The following is an 18,293-nucleotide window of genomic DNA, read 5'->3' on the forward strand; positions in this document are numbered from 1 at the left end:
GGTCACGCGTGAAGCTTTCAGGCGAGGAGCGGTAGTGGCGCGGCGGCCTCGACGATCAACCGCCGGGCCGCCGTGGTCACGACGGGTCCTTGATCTCGCAGATCACCGCGCCCGCCGCGACCGTGGCGCCCACCTGGGCGGACATCCCGACCACGGTGCCGTCCTTGTGGGCGGTGAGCGGCTGCTCCATCTTCATGGCCTCCAGGACCACGATGGTGTCGCCCTCGCGCACGGTGTCGCCGTCGGCGGCCACCAGCTTGACGATGGTGCCCTGCATCGGGCTGACCAGGGCGTCTCCGCTGGGCGCGGACCGCACGGCACTCGCGCCTCGGCGGCGCGGGGCGACGGCCCTGGGCGGGCCGGCACTCTGCGGACCGCCGAGACCGGCGGGCAGGACGACCTCCAGACGCTTGCCCGCCACCTCGACGGTGATCCGGTCCCGCTGCGCCGGTTCCGCCGTGGCGGCCGGTCCGGCGTAGGGGGTGAGCTGGTTGTCGAACTCGGTCTCGATCCAGCGGGTGTGGACGGTGAACGGCTCGGCGGTGAACGCCGGGTCGTCCACGACCGCCCGGTGGAAGGGCAGCACGGTGGGCATGCCGTCGACCTCGAACTCGGCCAGCGCCCGGCGGGCGCGCTGGAGCGCCTGCTCGCGGGTGGCGCCGGTGACGATCAGCTTGGCGACCAGGGAGTCGAAGGAGCCGGGCACGGTCTCGCCCTGCTCGTAGCCGCCGTCGAGGCGGACGCCGGGGCCTGAGGGAGCCCGCCAGCGGGTGATGGTGCCCGGCGCGGGCAGGAAGCCGCGGCCGGGGTCCTCGGCGTTGATCCTGAACTCGATCGAGTGGCCGCGAGCCGGCGGGTCGTCGTAGCCCAGCGGCTCGCCTTCGGCGATACGGAACATCTCGCGTACGAGGTCGATGCCCGTGACCTCCTCGCTGACCGGGTGCTCCACCTGCAGGCGGGTGTTGACCTCCAGGAAGGAGATCGTGCCGTCCTGGCCGACGAGGAACTCGCAGGTCCCGGCGCCGACGTAGCCGGCCTCACGCAGGATGGCCTTGGAGCTGTCGCGCAGCAGGGCCTCCTGCTCCGTGCTGAGGAACGGCGCGGGCGCCTCTTCGACCAGCTTCTGGTGGCGGCGCTGGAGCGAGCAGTCGCGGGTGCTGACCACGACCACGCCGCCGTGGGCGTCGGCCAGGCACTGGGTCTCGACGTGGCGGGGCCGGTCGAGGTAGCGCTCGACGAAGCACTCGCCCCGCCCGAAGGCCGCCACCGCCTCGCGGACCGCGCTGTCGTACAGGTCGGGGATCTCCTCCAGGGTGCGGGCGACCTTGAGCCCGCGCCCGCCGCCGCCGAAGGCCGCCTTGATGGCGATCGGCAGGCCATGCTCCCGCGCGAACGCCAGTACCTCGTCCGCCCCGGACACCGGGTCGGCCGTTCCTGCCACCAGCGGCGCCCCCACCTTCTGGGCGATGTGCCGGGCCTCGACCTTGTCGCCGAGGGCGGTGATCGCGGGCGGCGGCGGGCCGATCCAGACCAGCCCGGCGTCGATGACCGCCTGGGCGAAGGCGGCGTTCTCCGCCAGAAAGCCATAGCCGGGATGTACGGCGTCGGCGCCCGACCGCGTCGCCACCTCAATGATCTTGTCGATCGACAGGTACGTCTCTCCCGGCGTGGCGCCGTCCAGCGCGTACGCCTCGTCGGCCAGGCGGGCGTGCAGCGCGTCGCGGTCGGGATCGGCGTAGACGGCCACGCAGCCGATGCCGGCGTCCCGGCAGGCGCGGATGACGCGGACGGCGATCTCGCCGCGGTTGGCGATCAGCACTTTGCGCAGGCTCACAGGTGTCCTCCCAGGTTCCAGCTCGACTCCCGCCAGCCGCGCGGGCCTGGCACGAGGGGACGGCGCAGCACGCGCCGTGGGCGGGTGACGGCGGGTCGCGGAGCGGCGGCCGCCGGTCGCGCCAGGCGCAGGGCCACGACCAGGGCGGCGAGCTCCTCCGGCGTCGGAGCGCCCTTCACCACGCGCACCTCGCCCCCAGGTGTCTGCTCGATGTTGTTCACAGCGGGATGTTCCCGTGCTTCTTGGGCGGCAGCGCGTCGCGCTTGCCACGCAGCAGCCGCAGCGCCCTGGTGACCTCGCGGCGGGTCTCGCTCGGCCGGATGACGGCGTCCACGTAGCCGCGTTCGGCCGCCAGGTACGGGGTCGCGAGGGTGTCCTCGTACTCGTGGACCAGTTCGGCGCGCAGCGCGTCGGGGTCGGCGGCGGCGGCCAGGCGCTTGCGGTGCAGGATGTTGACCGCGCCCTGGGCGCCCATGACCGCGATCTGGGCGGTGGACCAGGCCAGGTTGACGTCGGCGCCCAGGTGCTTGGAGCCCATCACGTCGTACGCGCCGCCGTAGGCCTTGCGGGTGATGACCGTGACGAGCGGGACGGTGGCCTCGCCGTAGGCGTACAGGAGTTTGGCGCCGCGCCGGATGATGCCGTTCCACTCCTGGTCGGTGCCGGGCAGGAAGCCGGGCACGTCCACCAGCGTGAGCACCGGGACGCTGAAGGCATCGCAGGTGCGCACGAACCGGGCGGCCTTCTCGGAGGCGTCGATGTCGAGCGTCCCGGCCAGCCGCATCGGCTGGTTGGCCACCACGCCGACCGGCCGGCCCTCGATCCGGCCGAAGCCGACCACGATGTTGGGCGCGAACAGCGCCTGCACCTCCAGGAACTCGCCGTCGTCCAGCAGCGCGCCGATCACCTCGTGCATGTCGTACGGCTGGTTCGGCGAGTCCGGGACCAGCACGTCCAGCGCCAGGTCGTCGGCGGACGCCTCCAGGTCCGCCTCGAACACCGGGTGCGGCGGCTCGTCGAGGTTGTTGTCCGGCAGGTACGACAGCAACGCCCGGACGTAGTCCAACGCGTCGTCCTCGTCGTGCGCCAGGTAGTGGGCCACGCCGCTGCGGCTGTTGTGCACCCGCCCGCCGCCCAGTTCCTCGAATGTGACGTCCTCACCGGTCACGGTCTTGATCACGTCCGGGCCCGTGACGAACATGTGCGAGGACTCGTCCACCATGACCGTGAAGTCGGTGAGCGCCGGCGAGTACACGTGACCGCCCGCGCAGGCGCCCATGATGAGGGAGATCTGCGGGATCACGCCGGAGGCGCGGATGTTGCGCCGGAAGATCTCGCCGTACAGCCCGAGCGAGACCACACCCTCCTGGATGCGCGCCCCGGCGCCCTCGTTGATGCCGACGATCGGGCACCCGTTGCGCATCGCCAGGTCCATGACCTTGCAGATCTTCTGCCCGTACACCTCCCCCAGGCTGCCGCCCGCGACCGTGAAGTCCTGCGAGAACACGCACACCTGGCGGCCGTCCACCGTCCCGTACCCGGTCACCACGCCGTCGCCGTAGCCGAGCGAACCCTTCATGAGGGCGTCCAGCTCGACGAACGAGCCGGGATCAAGCAGCCGCTCGATCCGCTCGCGGGCGGTCAGCCTGCCCTTGGCGTGCTGCTTGGTCGCCGCCCGCGCCTCGGCGACGTGGACGGCCTCGTCGAGCCGCTCCTTCAGGCGGGCGAGGCTGCCCGCGGTGTCAGGTGGTCTCATCCATCACCGTCCATGGGACTGAGTTTCACAAGTACGGTACTGAGTATCGTACGTTTTGGACACCCCTGAATCCGGGAGAATGGCCCCTGTGCCGAAACCGAGCATCAGCCACCGCCTGGCCGAAGCCGCCGTCGCCCTGTTCGACGAGAACGGCTACGACGCCACCACCGTGGACGACATCGCCGCCCGGGCGGGCGTGAGCCGCAGCACGTTCTTCCGCCATTACCACTCCAAGGAAGACGCGATCTTCCCCGACCACGACGCGCTGCTGGCCAGGATCGACACCCGCCTGCGTGCCTCCGCCGCCGACACCGCGATCGTGGCCATCACCGACGCCGTGCGCCTCGTGCTCGCCCACTACGTCGACGACGCCGAGGTGTCGCTGCGCCGCTACCGCCTGGTCCGGGAGGTGCCCGCGCTGCGCGACCGGGAGATCGCCAGCGTGGCCCGTTACCAGCGGCTGTTCCGGGAGTTCGTCGGCGAATGGCTCGGCGACTCGCCCGACGCCGGCCTGCGGGCCGAGCTCATGGCCGCCTCCGTCGTGGCGGCGCACAACCAGGTCCTGCGCGGCTGGCTGCGGGCGGGCGGCGCCTACGATCCCTTCGGGCTCCTGGACCACGCTCTCGGCTACGTCATCGCCACCTTCCGTCACCTGGAGCAGCCTCAGGAGAAGGGCGAGCAGGTGGTGGTGGCCACCTTCAGCCGCTCGGCCTCGCCACGGGCCGTCATGGAGGCCATCCAGGCCCACCTCGAGGCCCGCTGAGTCGACCTATCGCTCGCCCGCGGGCAGAACGGACAGGCGCACCCCACTCTCGCCGCCCTCTACAGCCTGTAGAGTATCCGCGGTATTCGAACGAAGGAGTGGGGCATGCTGGGCTGGTTCCGGGTCGTGGCGGTGGCCGAGGCATGCTCATGGGCAGGGCTGCTGGTCGGGATGTTCTTCAAGTACGTGACCGCGACCGGGGAACTCGGTGTGAAGGTGTTCGGGCCGATCCACGGGGCGCTGTTCGTGCTGTACGTGGTCGGAGTGCTGCTCTCGGCACGCGAGGCGGGCTGGAGCCGGGGCGCGGTGGTGCTGGGCCTGGCCTGCGCGGTACCGCCGTTCTGCTCCCTGTGGTTCGAACGGCGGATGGCGGCGCGCGCGGCGGCGGCCGGCCAACCCGCCTGAGGGGAGCAACCGGGGATACCGTTCGCGCGATGCTACAAGCCTTGGACCAGGGCCACGATCACTGAGATCAGGGCGATCGGCCCCATCACGGCCACCGACACCACCGTCGCGCTGCGGCCGGGCAGGAAGCGGGCGAGGATGTGCGAGGCGGCCCATCGCACCGTCCCCGAGCCGGGCAGCACGAACAGCCCCAGCGTGAACGCGCCGGCGGCCAAGGACTCCGCGTGGCCGACCGTCAATCTGGCCATGTGCAGGAGAGTCGCGGCGGCGATGCCGAACGCCAGCGACAGGAGCAGGTGGCCTCCCGTCACGAGCGCCTCCCTGGACCACGTCCGCTCGGTCTCGCCCAAGAAGTATTCGGCGACGCGCAACGCCACCGTGAGCGCCGCCATCAGCAGGCCCACGGCGACCGGCATGAGGACGGTCAACGCCACCAGCGTCACGAGCGCGAGCACCCCGACGAACCCGCTACCGGCCAAGAACCGCTGGAGCTCGAAGGGTTGCGCGGGAGCCGGGGCCGGGCGGCGCTCCTCCGGCTGATCGACGTGAAGGGTGGGCACCGGGGCCGGTACGTACGGCGGAGGTGTCTCGTGGCGCCTCTGGGCGTAGTCGACCGGCGGGAGCAGGTCGGAGACGGCGTCCATGGTCAGCGTACGATCCCCGCGCCCCTTGGCCTCGACCGGGCGGCCCGCCGGATCGAGCGCCCTGGCCATCCGCAGCAGCTCCCGCGCACTGGGCCGAGCCGCTGGATCGACCTCAAGCGCCCGGCTCAGCCAGTGCCGCAGCCACACCGGCGCCTTGTCGATCTGCACCCGCCCTTCCATCGTGTTGAAGCAGACCGTCTCGAACGCCCCCGTCCCGAACGGCGGCAGCCCCGTGGCGGCGAAGAACACCGTCGAGGCCAGCGCGTGTACGTCGGCCGCCTGGGTGATCTGCGAGTCGCGGATGATCTCCGGCGCCAGATAGCCCGGCGTCCCCACGAACATGCCCGTCAGCGTGAGCCGGGTCGCGTTCACCAGATGCGCGATGCCGAAGTCGATGACCAGCGGCTCGCCGCCGACCAGCATGACGTTGGACGGCTTGAGGTCGCGATGGATCACACCGGCCGCGTGCACGTCCACCAGCGCCTGGCACAGCCCTTGGGCGAGCCTGATGACCTCGCGCGCCTCCATCGGGCCCTGGGACAGCACGGCGTCCTCCAGCGTGCGTCCCGCGGCGAAACGGGTCACCACATACGGCCGGCCACCCGTCAGCTCGGCGTCGATCACCTCGGCGACGTACGGGCTGCGCACCCGCCGCATGGTCTCCACCTCGCGGACCAGCCGGTCACGGGCCTTGAGGTCGGCGGCCACATGCTGGTGCAGCACCTTGATCGCGACTTTGCGGCCCGCGCCGTCGAGACCGAGGTGGACGACCCCCATGCCGCCCTCACCGATCTTCTCGATCACCCGGTAAGGGCCGAGCTGCTCCTGAGCCTGAGTGCTCATTCCCGACGTCATCCTCCGTGATCCCCCCGGCACGCCGCGCATCCGTGCGCCCTGGCTCGGACATTCTGCCTCAGCGATTTCCCCGAGATGCACAGTAAGCGAAGATCGATACTCTTCTGCGCCAAGCAAGATGACGTGCGGCAGGGCGCCTCAGCCCATGGTCTGCCGATCGGGCTCGATGAGCGCGACGACCCGCTCCACATCGCGCGAGTAGGGGCCGCCGATGTACTTCGTCGAGATCCGGTCGACGATCTCCCAGGCTGCGTCGCCCTCGATCCACTCGACGACCCTGCCGCGGACGATGACCGGCTGGAACGGGTTGTCGGGCGGCGTCAGGGAGAGTGCGACCCGGGGATCGCGCCGCAGGTTGCGGGCCTTCTGGGAGCCCGGGCCGGTCATGATGGCGACTTGGTCGCCGTACGTGCCGATCCAGACCGGAACGGAGTGGGGAGCGCCGTCAGGAAGGACGCTGGCGAGGTGGGCGAGCGAGGTGCCGTCGAGCACGCGGCGTACGTCGGGGTTGAGCACGGTGATCATCTCCTGATGGCGGTCTTAGGGTTCCTTGAAGAGACTCCATGAGCGTAACACTCGAAGTTCCCTAAGGGAACCCCAATTGCTAGACTGCCTTCATGCAACGCACGAACTTCAGGGAGATGGCCTGCTCCATCGCGCGCACCCTCGACGTGATCGGAGAGCCGTGGTCGCCGCTGATCCTGCGTGACGTGTGGGCCGGGGTGAGCCGGTTCGACCAGATCCAGGCCGACCTCGGGATCTCGCGCAAGGTGCTGACCGAGCGGCTCAACCACCTCATCGACCAGGGCGTGCTTGATCGGCACGCCTACGACATGCGGCCGCGCTACGAATACCGCCTGACGGCGAAGGGCGCCGAGCTCGTCGACCTGCTCATGGTCATGGCCGGCTGGGGGGACAAGTGGCTCGCGGGCGAGGCCGGCCCGCCGGTGCTCTACCGCCATCACGCGTGCGGTGAGATCAGCCGCGTCGACCTGCGCTGCGCCCACTGCGGCGAGCCGATGCACGCGGGCGACGTCGACCTGCTGCCCGGCCCCGGCGCGGCCGGGTGATCGAGACGGGGACGGCGTCACTCCTTCCGTGTCACTCCTTCCGTGTCACTCCTTCCGTGAACCCGGCACGTCAGTAGAACTCGACCGTGTCGACGACGTTCACCAGCGGATGCCCGTCGAGCAGACGAGTGGCATTGTCGGCGAACAGCTCGACGACGGCCGCCTCCTCGTCGACGGCGAGGGCCGCGGTGTGCGGGCTGATCAGGACGTTCGGCATGGTCCAGAGCGGGCTCCCGGCGGGCAGCGGCTCGACCTCGAACACATCGAGGGCCGCGAAACCGATCCGTCCGTCCTCCAGCGCCGCGATGAGCGCCGATTCGTCGACCACGCTGAGTTCAGCGTCGAGAGCCAGGAACTCGACCCTCGCTCGGTCCTCTCCCTCGCCAGCGAACTCCTGACGCTCCGAAAAGAGCTGGCCGCACTGCGCGAAGGCAGCATCACCGTGCTGTCCGCCCACCCGGACCATCTCGTCTACCGCCGCGGTGACGGCCAAGACGCGGTTCTCGTGGCGGTGAATCTTTCCGACCGTGACCAGAGAATCGCCCTTCCTGAGGCCGGAATACGCTTTGGTCATCGCATTCGACCGTCGACGAGCGAGACCAGCCGACCGACGCGGCCACCCTCGCACTTTTCGAGGCACGGCTCCTTACGGATCCTGGCGCTCAGACGAATGGTTTCGCATCCGCCGTACAACGAGCAGTCCACCGACGCCCGGAAGGACGGCGCGCGCTCGGCACGGCCGTGCCGTTGTTCGTCAACGGCCGGCACCACACCCAGGCGATGCTGGGGCTACTCGGCAGCCAGCGCCTCCCGCACCGCCTTCGCGGCGGGAGTCGGGTCGTAGCCCTCGGGGACGCCTTCGACCAGGATGATGTCGCCCTCGATGTGCCGCGAGCGCAGCGGGGCGATCTCCTGGTACGCGGGTGAGTCCCACCAGGTGCGCGCCTCGGCGATCCCGGGGAAGCCGAAGACCGGCGGCGCCCGAAGGATGATGGCTCATCCCAGATCTGTGAGATCCACGGCATCAGCCATCGCACGGTATCCCGCATCGCCGGGGTGCAGATGGTCGCCGCTGTCGTAGGCGGGGTCAAGCTGATCCTCGTCGGCGGGCGAGGCCAGCGCGCGGTCGAAGTCGGCCACCGCGTCGTACTCGCCGTTTCTACGGATCCAGGCGTTGACCTCGTCGCGCTTGGCCTCGCTGAGCGGTGTGTAGTACCGCGAGCCCTTCATGGGCGGGATCGTCCCACCGATGACGCGCAGGCCCTTGGCATGCGCCCGGCGGATCAGCTCGCGGTGCGCGGCGATCATCTCGGCGGCCGAGACTTCGGTGTGCGGTGCGGCCATGGGCTGACGCGCCACGCTCATGCCGATGTCGTTGACACCCAGCAGGACGATCACCGTGCTCACGCCGGGGCTGCCGAGGACGTCACGGTCAAACCGGGCGGTGGCCTTGTCACCGAGCCAGGCGGAGTCGACGGTCAGGCGGTTGCCGCCGATGCCCTGATTGAGTACGGCACGCGGCCGGCGGCCGGCCACCAGCCGTTCTGCGAGCTCGTCGGGGTAGCGGTTGTCGGCGCCGGGAGTGGAGCCGTAGCCGTCGGTGAGCGAGTCTCCGAACAGCGCTACGCCGTTGCGACTCCGTGAGGTGCCCCGAACGTCGATGCCGGACAGGTAGTACCAGGACACGCTGGATTCGGTGAAGGCCGCTGAGCCTTGGTCGGCCACGTGGTTCCCCTCGGCGCGGAAGCTCGCGGCCATCGCCTGGGCGTGGTAGGTCGCCGGCCCGGTCGGCTTGGCGAAGTGCAGCGTGACCGTGAGTCGTTCCAGTGCCGAGACCGGCAGGGCCACCGGGTCGCTGACCAGCTCCGCGCCGGCCGGGATGGTGAAACTCGCCGCGCGTCCGGACGTCAGGCGCCGGAGCGATCTCGTCTTCACGGCGGCGCCGCCGGAGCTGCGGGCCACGGTGGCGGCGCTGACCGTCAGCGGGGCGGTGCCGTACACGTTGGTCAGCCGGATCCGGACGGCGGCGCCGGGGACGGTGGTCCGCACCACCTGCCTGAGGGTCTGGCCCGCGAAGCCCTGCTCGGACCAATTGGGGGTGAAGTTGGCGCCCGGGCGCTGGGGCGCGGCCGACCAGGCGGCTTTCCAGCCGAGCCCCGGCTCCGCCGAGGCGGGCTGCTGGGCGGCCAGAGTCGTGGCGAGGAGCAGCGCCACGAGAATCCTGACGAAACGCACTAGCGATCTCCTTGCCGAGCTCGAACGGTGAGGGTGATGATCAGGACGAAGGCGACGAAGGCTGTAAGCGTGCGGATGACGTTGAACATCTCCCACCGCTGGAGGATCTCGGCGTAGTCGGCCGGGGGCGTGCCGACGGCCCACACCTTGATCTGGCCGTTGATCGGCACGTTGCCGAACCGGGTGATCAGGAACGAGAGCACGGCCAGCACGCCCGCCAGCCCGGCCAGATAGCGCCGAGCAAGCAGGGCCAGGGCCAGCGAGCTCAGGGCGGCCAGCGCCATGATGGTCTGCATGACGGGGCCGTTCATGCGCATGAGGGCGGAGTGGAAGGTCAGCCGCACGTCGAGCGGCACCGCGTTGAAGGTGGTCGCGACGTTGACGGCGCCGTAGCCGAAGGCGCCCGCGAGCAGTCCGGTGGACAGCAGACAGAGCGCGGTGACGAGGCGTATCACCATATCCGGAGCCCTCATGCGGCTGCCGCGCTCTTGATCTCGGCGAGCATCCGGGCCCGCTGCTCCGTGGAGATGACGCGGCCACGGGTCACCACGGTGTGGATGCGGGTGGTGTTGCGGATGTCGGCCAGCGGGTCGGCGTCCAGGACCACCAGATCGGCGGCCTTGCCGGGCGCGACGGCGCCGATCGAGTCGTCCAGCCCGAGCAGCCGCGCCGGTTCCAGGGTCGCGGCCCGCAGCGCGCGCAGCGGCGACAGGCCGGAGCGCACGAGGTTGGCCAGCTCGTCGTGCAGGCTGAAGCCGGGCACGACGAACGGCACGTCGCCGCCGTCCGTCCCCGCCACCACCGGCACTCCGGCCTCATCCAGCTCGTTCACGAACGCCTTGCGGCGCTCGAACAGCGCGTACCGCTGGGCGGTGACCTCGGGCGTACGGCCCGCCTTGATGATGTTGGCCAGCGCCCACCGCCAGCCTTCGGCCACGGCGGCGGGCACGTACTTGAGCCGCCCGTCGTCCAGCACCTCGTCCGGCCGGTCCAGCACCTGGTAGACCGTCAGGGTCGGCACGACCCGGGTTCGGTTGCGCGCCAGCGTGGCGAAGACCGACGCCGCCTTGCGGGCGCTGTAGCCGGCGACCGCCTCCCACTCCAGCCGGTGGATCTCCCGCATCCAGCTGACGTAGTCGCTCTGGGCGAACTCCAGGTCGGCAATCCGGGACCGCAGCTCCCGCTCCCGCGTGGAAGTGTCGTACCAGGTGGAGTAGAGGTGCTCGACGCTGCACTGGCCGAGATCGCTGGCCGTGGTCAGCGCGACCCCGTCGGGGCAGTGCCCGGCCAGCGGCATTCGGTGCCTGCGCGCCTCGTCGGAGACCACCCGGTACAGCTCGGGAGAGAGCCTGGAATACACCTTGACGAAGTCCGCGCCGTCCCGCTTCGCCTGGCGGACCGCTTCGCGGGCCTGGGCTTCGGTCGCGACCTCGGCGAAGGTCGACGGGTCGCCGATGGTCGGCGCGCCGTCGATGATCCGGCTGGCGATGACCGAGCGCGGCCCGAGCAACTCGCCCCGGTCGATCCGCTCGCGCCACTCGTGCAGCAGCGGGCTGCCGGACATCTCGCGCACGGTGGTGACGCCATTGACGAGGTACAGCGGAGGGGAGATGCGCTCGGCGGGAATGCTGTGCACGTGGGCATCGCACAAGCCCGGGATCACGAATTTGCCTGGCAAGTCGATGACTTGCGTGCCCTCTGGAATCTCAGGGCGCGGTCCCACCGAGACGATCCGCTGTCCACGGATGAGCACGGTGCTGTTGCGCCGGTGCGGGCGCCCGGTGACGTCGACAACGGTCACTCCGGTGAGCGCGATCCAGCGCGCCTGCGATGCCGCTGCGGCTTGACCCATGCCCACTGCGGTCCCGGCCATCACCATGATCGCGCCCGCCTTCAGCGCGTCACGCCTCTTCATTAACTCTGACATGCTGTCAAACATAGCGGAGGTGGCTAAGATTGACAACGTGTCCGAGATAACGCCCTCCAGACGCCGACGCCGCCGCGCCGACGCCGACCGCAGCGCCAGCGAAATCCTCAGGGCGACCAAGGATCTGCTCGCCGTGCAGCCGCACGCGAGCGTCGAGGAGATCGCCGTCGCGGCCGGCGTGAGCCGCCAGACCGTCTACGCCCACTTCAAGACCAGGGAGGCGCTGATCGGCGCGGTGTTCGACGAGATCGCCGCAGAGGCGGCGGCCCAGATGGACGCAGCCCAGCTGGACCGGGGATCCGCCGTGGACGCGCTCCTGCGCCTGCTCGACATCAGCTGGCGCACCCTCCAGCGATATCCGCTCCTGCTGACGGTCTCCACCCCCGCCGGCGACTCCGCCGCCGACGACAAGCGGCACGAGTCGGTCTTTGACCACCTCGAACGGGTGCTCAGCCGAGGCCGGCAGTCCGGCGAGTTCGTCTCCGACCTTCCCGTACCCTGGCTCGTCACCGCGGTCGCCACCCTCGGCCACGCCGCCGGAGACGAGGTGCGGGCAGGACGGATGACACCCCAGCAGGCCAGCGACAACCTGGCCAGAAGCGCCCTGCTGCTCTGCGGGGCCGATTGATCGTTCCGACTCGGGATGGGCGAGCCTGACGATAAGCACAATCGAGCCTGCACCAGGGCGCCACCCAGGCGACTTCACGCCACCAGCCGCCGGCCTTCGGTGTCCCAACCGCTCCGCCTCGAGGTCGACCCGCATCATCCGCGCGCGGCGGATCAGGGGATTCAATCAATCGATCCAATCGATTGACTCAAACGGTTCAGGCGCAATTGGTGAGCGACGGCTGATCGCAGCGTGACAGCACTTCACAGCCGCATCGCGCTTGGTCGCGGAAATACGAGCGGGAGGGCCGGATACCCGGCACTCCCGCTTTCCGTCACTGTTCGCCCTGACTTTCCGTCAGTCTTCGCCGTGATGGGCGCGCAATTCGCGGCGCGCCTGGCGACGGCTGCGGCGGCGTCCTTCGCGCCGGAAGGAGTACCATTCCCGGCCGCCCTCGCCACCACCGCAATCGAACCAGTAGTGGTCGCTGGCGCGCCAGTAACAGCCGCTTGTGCGGTGACTCAGGGACGCGCTGCCGGCGGTGATCTCGTCGGGGAGCGTGCAGGGCCCGAACCGATGATCATGGATGGGCGACTAGCCAACAAGACGTCTCAGCGGCGGCGGGCGAGGCCCTTGCCGGCGACATGGACCGGTCTTCGAGGCCCTCGCTCCAGGTGAACCTTTCTCGGAATCCCGGCGTCGTACCCCTTGTGGATCTTGCCAGGCGTCGTGGGCTTCGTGTCGCGGCCACAGCTGTCGCCCTGTTGTTGATCTCAGGCGTCACCGACCGGCCGATGCCGCCCCTGTTGCCGATACCCGTACAGGCGGCGACCTCGGCGGAGGAGATCGCCGAGCGGCTGCGGAGCCGCGTGGATGACGACGCCCACCGCCGTCCCGAGAACATGAGCCTCACCATCGCTCCCGCCGGGATGAACCTGGACGTCCCCCTTCTGTTTTCCTGTTGGCCGGATCGCGGCCTCGATGCGCTGCCCCCCTGAGGGGGTTCCGGCCTACACCGGCCGGATACGCGCCCCGGAGGTGTCCTCAGCGCTGGACGTCAGGTTCTGGATCACTTCGCCCGGCCAGGCGAGCCGCGTGGTCCGAGAGGCCCGTCGCGGCGCGGAAGACTGCGCCCGCCAGCCCCGATCCCATTATTCGGGCAGCGATCTGGCGGATTTCGACCGCTGGGGATGGCACGGGGTGCAGGCTGCGGCCAAGGAAGAGGAGTTCATCAAGGACAGTGACCCGGACATCATGTCGACGATCGTGGCCGCCCGAGGGGGGCTGCTGGCGGAGGTGTCATGGAGAGCGATGGACCCGCGTGCGCTCCCGCTCAGCCAGGAAACCGCGGCAGCGTCCGTGTTGGCCGCCGTCGGCGGCGACCCCGGCAGCCCTGCCCCGGCCGGCGCCTCGCCAAGATCGGCCTTGAGCGTGATGGCCGCGGCCCTGCCCGCGCCGTCCACGTACGGCAAGAACATGAAGTCGTGGCAGACCTTCGATCCCGAGCAAGACACCGTCTGCCCGTCCGCCGGTTTCGACCAGAACGTCTACGGCGGCGCTCCCACGATCAGGCGCCGCCTGGCCGGCGAGGTATCCATACGTACGGACGTGCTGCTCCTGCCCGACGAGCAGGCCGCCGAACAGGCGCGCACCCGCCCGCTCAGCTGGGGCGACTGGGTCAATTGCGAGACCGAAGACAAGTCACACGTGAGGGGCAGTCACCTGGTCAGGCCCTTCACCGCAGGACCCTGGACCGGCGAGATCGAGACCTTCGTCATACGACGCCGCGACCCGTCGTCCCGGCCGGCCCATCACCTGGTGGCGAATGTCTCGGTGGCCGTGCGTCATGGCACCACCATGGTTTATCTCCGATGGCAGGGACCAGCCGGAACCGATCGGACCGCTGCTCTACGCAGGGGTCGCGCCGCGCTCACCCGGACGCTCGCTCTCCTGCCGGCCGCCGGCTGAATCAGTCCGGCGACGTTTAGCTACTCCGCCTTCGCCGCGCAGCAAATACGTAACACTGGCGGCTACAAGGCGGTCGTGGTCTTTTCCAGGATGTCGGCGAGTGCGTCGTAGTCGACCTCCTGCCCTTCTTCGATGTCGGTGGCCTTGCGGTCCCCCTTGCCCAGCGCCCGGATGAATCCCTTGACCACGGGGATGTCCTCCGCGTTGAACACCATGAACGACACCTTGTTTCGGGAAACGGCTATGACGGCCGCGTACTGACCGTTCTTGAAGAAGTGCGGCTTGCCGTATTGAAACCGTTCTTCGATCAGGGGAACGGTTTCGTGGATCATCGCGCGCAGTTTCTCGCAGACGGCCAGCTGCCATGGTGCGGTGTTGTTGATGTACTGGGTGACTTCGTCATTCATGCCGGTCTCCTGATGTGCGTTCGGTTGGTCTCAGTCGACGAGGGCCCCGCAGGAGATGTTCACCTGCGTGGAGGTGATGCTGCCGGCCTGCTCCGACGCCAGGAAGGCGGCGACCCGGCCGACATCCGCCAGCGTCGCCGCCCTCTTGAGCAGCGTGGCGTCGATCATCTTCTGCTTGAAAGGCGCCATCTCCGGCACGTCGGGCATGGACTCGGGGATGCCGCCGGTCCGCATCGAGACGACGCGGACGGAGTGCGGGCCGAGTTCGCAGGCCCACTGGCGGCGCAGCGCCTCGACCAGGTCGTTGCCGACCTGTACGGTGCCCAGGCCGGGCATGGAGTTGGCCGGATCGGAGCCGCCGAAGTGCAGGATGACTCCCGAGCCCTGTTTGACCATGTGCCGTGCGGCGGCCTTGGCGGTCAGCAGGAACGAGCGCGCCACCTTGTCCATCGCGAGACCGAAGTCGGCGACGGGCATGTCGAGCAGCGGCACGAACAGCGCGTCCTGGGAGATGACGTTCACCGAGATATCGACGCTGCCCGTCTGCGCGGCGATGGAGTCGACCCAGCCATTGACGGCGCTCTCGTCCAGGGCGTCCACGATGGCCGTCTGGGCCAGGCCGCCGTCGCGCCGGATGTCCTCCGCGACCACGTCGAGCTTGCCGGGAGTACGGCCGGCGAGGAAGACCCTCGCTCCCTCGGCGGCGAAACCCCGTGCCATCGCGCCGCCGATGGCGCCGCCGCCCCCGTAGATCACCGCGGTCTTGTTCTCCAGAAGCATGACTGTCTCCGTCCGTCGGTTCGATGGCTCGACTCTAGGAACGGCACGGTACGGCGGGCATCGGACTGATGACTGCTTCGGCGGATCCGCTGATCAGGGCGGACGGCGAAGACGCCGCCGTACCTGATCGCGGTCCGCGGTGGGTGCGGTCGCGGTCAGGAGGTAAGTACGTTGACTGATACGGGCTCACAGCTCGAACTTGGCGAGCTCCATCCGGCGGGTCACGCCGATCTTCGGGTAGGCCCGGTAGAGGTGATGGCCCACGGTCCGCGGGCTGAGGTACAACCGCGCCGCGATCTCCCTGTTGCTGTGCCCGGCCGCGGCCAGCCGTACGACCTGGAGTTCCTGCGGAGTCAGTCGCTGAAGCGGGTCGTCGGCCTGGGCGCGGGCCACCGGCCGGTCACCGAGCACCGCCAGTTCGGCGCGGGCGCGCTCGGCCCACCTCACCGCGCCGAGCCTGGCGAAGGTGTCCTCCGCCTGTGTCAGAGCGAGGCGTGCCTCCGAACGGCGGCGCTGGCGGCGCAGCCATTCACCATAGGCGAGCCTGGTGCGCGAGAGTTCGTACGGCCGGCCGGGGATGAGCCGCAGCGCGGCGCGATAGTGCTGTTCGGCCTGGTCCCCGTCGCTGAGCATGGCCTGGCAGCGCGATTCCAGCGCCTTGCCGACGACATTGTGCTCGGCCCACGCCGCCAGAGCCGGCAGGTGCCGCCGGGCCAGGTCGGCGCGTCCGGCGCGAATGGCGGCTTCGACCTGGTCCGGCACGGCCCTGATGAGCAGATCGTGTCGGGCGGGTCCCCCGCACACCTCGTCGAGCCGGTCGAGCGCCTGCTCGAAACGCCCGTCGGCGAGATCGAGCAACCCCACACCCCACGACGCGAGGGCCGCGTTGGTGGGATGCAGGATCGCGTGTTCGCGCACCTCGCCGGCCAGCGCGTGGCACTGGGCGACGTCGCCGGTCACCGCGGCGAGCCATACCGAGATGGCCTTCAGCACGGTCACCTGCATGTCCATGCCGATGTCGGAGGCCAGCGAGATGCCCTCGGCGACGTCGGCCTGAGCGCCGCGGAAGTCACCGCGTAGCAGCCGCCCGATCGCCAGGGGCTCCAGGGCGTACGGAAGCCAGCCGAGCGATCCCGCCGCTCTGACGTCGGCCACCAGCGACTCCAGCACGTCCGTCGCCGCCTCGTCGTCGGCGGTCAGCAGCCCCATGAACCCAGCGATCACCCGCTCCACGAAATCCTGGACGGTTCCGGCCTGGACGGCCTCGACCAGCGCGCGCATCGGCGCGACCGCCGCTCCGGGGTCGCCGTCGGCGAGCCTGCCGTACCCGATCAGCGCCGCGACGACGGGTGCCAGCGCCGCATCCGCGGGCAGCCGGACGGTCTCAAGCTGGGCGACGGCGCCCCTGAGGAGATCGTGGGCGCAGGCGTCACGGGCCGCCCACACGGCCTCGGTCAGCATGGAGACCGCCCGCTCCGGATGGGTCCGAGTGATCAGCATGGCGCCCTGCGACGCCAGAGCCGCGTCGGCGGCCGGTGAGGTGCTTTCGTAGGCCACCTGCGCCCGCACGTAGATCGCCTCGGCGACGACGGCGGGCCTGTCGGTCAAGGCGGCGGCCTCGGTGGCCAGCCGGGTGGCCCATTCCGGACGCCCGGCGTCGTAGGCCGACCGGGCCGCGCGGACGATCCGCTGGGCCTTGCCTTCCTGGTCGGCGCTGAGCCGCGCGGCCCGCTCGTAGGCCAAGGCGACCGCCACTGTCCCACCGCGATGCCGGGCCCGCTCGGCTGTGCGTTCCAGGTCAGCGGCGACCTCCTCGTCGGGGCCGCCGGCGGCGGCGGCCCGATGCCAGGTCCGGCGATCGTCGTCCGCCGCGGGCGACAGCGCACGGGCCAGAGCCTCGTGTACGGCGATGCGCTGATGGTGCGGGGCACTCTGGTAGACGGCCGAGCGGATGAGCGGATGACGGAACCTGATCTCGTCTCCCGACGTGACGACGAGACGGGCCTCTTCAGCCGGGCCGAGATCGACGGGTGAGGCGCCGAACGTCACGCCCGCCCGCAGGACCACCCCGAGTTCGGACGTACCATCGGCCGCCGCCAGGAGAAGGAGCAGGCGGGTGGCGCCGGGTAACTCGCGCAACTGGGCCAGGAAGGCGTCCTGCACCCGCCCGGTGACCCGCAGCGGACCGACCGGCGCGACCAGGCCGTCCCGTGACACGCGCGCGAGCTCTGTCAGGGCCAGCGGGTTGCCGCCCGCCTCGTCCAGGAGCCTGTCGCGCACCGGGACGGTCAGCTCGGGCGCGCAGTCCGCCAGCACTTCCATGGCGGAGTCGCGGTCCAGCCCGTCCAGCCGCATGGCCTCGATCCCGGGCGTGGGGAACGGCTGCGCGGTGTCCCGTACCGCGAAGACCATCACGATCGGATCCTCATGAAGCCGCCGCGCCGCGAACAACAGCGCGTCCGAGGACGCCCGGTCCAGCGATTGGGCGTCGTCGATCAGGCAGACCAGCGGCCGCTCCCCCGCGAGATCCGACAGCAGGGTCAGCGTCGCGGCGCCGACGAGGAACGGGTCGCTCACCGGGACCTCCGCCAGCCCGAACACCGACCGCATGGCCCCCGCCTGCTGCTTCGGCAGCACCTCCAGCCGGTCCACGAACGGATGCAGGAGCAGGTGCAGGCCGCTGAACGGCAACTCGGCCTCGGTCTCGATGCCCACTCCCCGGAGCACCCGCATCCCGTGCCCGGCCGACGCCACCTCGTCGAGAAGCGCGGACTTGCCGATACCCGCCTCACCCCGCAGCACCAGCGCGCCACTGCGCCCGTCCCGTGCCTCCGCGAGCAACCGCTCCAGGCGACTCCGCTCAAGGCGGCGTCCTTTCAGCATGAGGGCACAGTAGCGCCCGCGTGATCGTGGTGCGTGAACGCGCAGAACCTGTGGACACCGCTTCCTTGGAGCCCGATTCCAACATCCGGCGAAGGCTAGTCATCAGGACATCTCAGCGGCGTCGAGCGAGGCTGGTTCTGTAGGTTGATGGCGACATGG

At 70.1% G+C, this 18,293-nt stretch carries 20 protein-coding genes; 7 read left to right on the forward strand and 13 right to left on the reverse strand.

Going from position 1 to position 18,293, the window contains the following annotated elements; translation table 11 throughout:
* Positions 1-76 precede the first annotated feature (76 nt).
* Genes AB0H88_RS03760 through AB0H88_RS03770 form a run of 3 tightly spaced genes read right to left on the reverse strand, consistent with a single transcriptional unit; the run spans position 77 to position 3,590 of the window.
* A complete protein-coding gene (locus AB0H88_RS03760) occupies positions 77-1,828 on the reverse strand; it encodes a biotin carboxylase N-terminal domain-containing protein (protein WP_357641992.1) in 1,752 nt (583 codons plus the stop codon).
* A gap of 2 nt (positions 1,829-1,830) precedes the next feature.
* Positions 1,831-2,055: an acyl-CoA carboxylase subunit epsilon gene (locus AB0H88_RS03765; protein WP_357640863.1), complete on the reverse strand. Its 225-nt coding sequence runs from the start codon at positions 2,053-2,055 to the stop codon at positions 1,831-1,833.
* Positions 2,052-3,590, reverse strand: a complete 1,539-nt coding sequence (locus AB0H88_RS03770) for an acyl-CoA carboxylase subunit beta (protein ID WP_357640865.1) — start codon at positions 3,588-3,590, stop codon at positions 2,052-2,054. The genes AB0H88_RS03765 and AB0H88_RS03770 overlap by 4 nt, the downstream gene beginning before the upstream one ends.
* A gap of 88 nt (positions 3,591-3,678) precedes the next feature.
* Here AB0H88_RS03770 and AB0H88_RS03775 point away from each other — a divergent pair, with 88 nt between their 5' ends.
* Positions 3,679-4,353, forward strand: coding sequence for a TetR/AcrR family transcriptional regulator (locus tag AB0H88_RS03775; RefSeq protein WP_225295271.1), 675 nt, complete (start codon positions 3,679-3,681; stop codon positions 4,351-4,353).
* Positions 4,354-4,458: 105 nt separating this feature from the next.
* Entirely contained in the window at positions 4,459-4,758 is a 300-nt protein-coding gene (locus tag AB0H88_RS03780; RefSeq protein WP_357640868.1) for a DUF3817 domain-containing protein, read from the forward strand.
* A 32-nt stretch (positions 4,759-4,790) separates the two neighbouring features.
* Here AB0H88_RS03780 and AB0H88_RS03785 read toward each other — a convergent pair whose 3' ends face one another.
* On the reverse strand, positions 4,791-6,245 hold the full coding sequence (locus AB0H88_RS03785; RefSeq protein WP_357640869.1) for a serine/threonine-protein kinase: 1,455 nt from the start codon (positions 6,243-6,245) through the stop codon (positions 4,791-4,793).
* 150 nt (positions 6,246-6,395) lie between these two features.
* A complete protein-coding gene (locus AB0H88_RS03790; protein ID WP_357640871.1) occupies positions 6,396-6,782 on the reverse strand; it encodes a PPOX class F420-dependent oxidoreductase in 387 nt (128 codons plus the stop codon).
* A gap of 92 nt (positions 6,783-6,874) precedes the next feature.
* Here AB0H88_RS03790 and AB0H88_RS03795 point away from each other — a divergent pair, with 92 nt between their 5' ends.
* Complete coding sequence (locus tag AB0H88_RS03795; RefSeq protein WP_357640874.1) at positions 6,875-7,327, forward strand: helix-turn-helix domain-containing protein; 453 nt, start codon at positions 6,875-6,877, stop codon at positions 7,325-7,327.
* 70 nt (positions 7,328-7,397) lie between these two features.
* Here the strand turns inward: AB0H88_RS03795 and AB0H88_RS03800 are convergent, their stop codons facing one another.
* A complete protein-coding gene (locus tag AB0H88_RS03800) occupies positions 7,398-7,793 on the reverse strand; it encodes an NAD(P)-dependent oxidoreductase (protein WP_357640877.1) in 396 nt (131 codons plus the stop codon).
* Between AB0H88_RS03800 and AB0H88_RS03805 the strand changes: the two genes are divergently transcribed.
* Entirely contained in the window at positions 7,770-8,171 is a 402-nt protein-coding gene (locus AB0H88_RS03805; RefSeq protein ID WP_357640878.1) for a hypothetical protein, read from the forward strand. The genes AB0H88_RS03800 and AB0H88_RS03805 overlap by 24 nt on opposite strands.
* Here the strand turns inward: AB0H88_RS03805 and AB0H88_RS03810 are convergent.
* From AB0H88_RS03810 to AB0H88_RS03825, 4 genes are read right to left on the reverse strand one after another with little or no spacing between them, the layout of a single operon-like run.
* Positions 8,117-8,320 carry a DUF1330 domain-containing protein gene (locus AB0H88_RS03810; RefSeq protein ID WP_357641994.1) on the reverse strand — a complete coding sequence of 68 codons (204 nt, stop codon included), beginning with the start codon at positions 8,318-8,320 and terminating at the stop codon, positions 8,117-8,119. The two genes, AB0H88_RS03805 and AB0H88_RS03810, sit on opposite strands and share 55 nt — an antisense overlap.
* Positions 8,321-8,323: 3 nt before the next feature.
* Positions 8,324-9,562, reverse strand: coding sequence for an SGNH/GDSL hydrolase family protein (locus AB0H88_RS03815; RefSeq protein ID WP_357640880.1), 1,239 nt, complete (start codon positions 9,560-9,562; stop codon positions 8,324-8,326).
* Positions 9,562-10,020 carry a DUF1772 domain-containing protein gene (locus AB0H88_RS03820; RefSeq protein WP_357640883.1) on the reverse strand — a complete coding sequence of 153 codons (459 nt, stop codon included), beginning with the start codon at positions 10,018-10,020 and terminating at the stop codon, positions 9,562-9,564. The genes AB0H88_RS03815 and AB0H88_RS03820 overlap by 1 nt, the downstream gene beginning before the upstream one ends.
* Before the next feature lie 11 nt (positions 10,021-10,031).
* A complete protein-coding gene (locus AB0H88_RS03825; RefSeq protein ID WP_357640886.1) occupies positions 10,032-11,489 on the reverse strand; it encodes an amidohydrolase family protein in 1,458 nt (485 codons plus the stop codon).
* A gap of 37 nt (positions 11,490-11,526) precedes the next feature.
* Between AB0H88_RS03825 and AB0H88_RS03830 the strand changes: the two genes are divergently transcribed.
* From AB0H88_RS03830 to AB0H88_RS03840, 3 genes are all read left to right on the forward strand, one after another.
* The gene (locus AB0H88_RS03830) at positions 11,527-12,117 is read left to right on the forward strand and encodes a helix-turn-helix domain-containing protein (RefSeq protein WP_357640888.1); all 591 of its coding nucleotides are present in this window, start codon (positions 11,527-11,529) and stop codon (positions 12,115-12,117) included.
* Between the two features lie 773 nt (positions 12,118-12,890).
* A complete protein-coding gene (locus AB0H88_RS03835) occupies positions 12,891-13,094 on the forward strand; it encodes a hypothetical protein (RefSeq protein WP_357640891.1) in 204 nt (67 codons plus the stop codon).
* Positions 13,078-14,064 (forward strand): hypothetical protein, encoded by a 987-nt coding sequence (locus tag AB0H88_RS03840; protein WP_357640894.1) that lies wholly within the window; start codon positions 13,078-13,080, stop codon positions 14,062-14,064. The genes AB0H88_RS03835 and AB0H88_RS03840 overlap by 17 nt, the downstream gene beginning before the upstream one ends.
* Positions 14,065-14,126: 62 nt before the next feature.
* Here AB0H88_RS03840 and AB0H88_RS03845 read toward each other — a convergent pair whose 3' ends face one another.
* The 3 genes from AB0H88_RS03845 to AB0H88_RS03855 all read right to left on the reverse strand — a co-directional run bounded on the left by AB0H88_RS03845 (position 14,127) and on the right by AB0H88_RS03855 (position 18,134).
* Positions 14,127-14,471, reverse strand: a complete 345-nt coding sequence (locus AB0H88_RS03845; RefSeq protein ID WP_357640897.1) for a DUF1801 domain-containing protein — start codon at positions 14,469-14,471, stop codon at positions 14,127-14,129.
* 30 nt (positions 14,472-14,501) lie between these two features.
* Positions 14,502-15,251: an SDR family oxidoreductase gene (locus AB0H88_RS03850; RefSeq protein WP_357640899.1), complete on the reverse strand. Its 750-nt coding sequence runs from the start codon at positions 15,249-15,251 to the stop codon at positions 14,502-14,504.
* Positions 15,252-15,437: 186 nt separating this feature from the next.
* A complete protein-coding gene (locus AB0H88_RS03855) occupies positions 15,438-18,134 on the reverse strand; it encodes an AAA family ATPase (protein ID WP_357640902.1) in 2,697 nt (898 codons plus the stop codon).
* Positions 18,135-18,293 lie beyond the last annotated feature (159 nt).

The sequence above is a fragment of the Nonomuraea sp. NPDC050680 genome, assembly GCF_040654555.1.
Taxonomy (GTDB): Bacteria; Actinomycetota; Actinomycetes; order Streptosporangiales; family Streptosporangiaceae; genus Nonomuraea.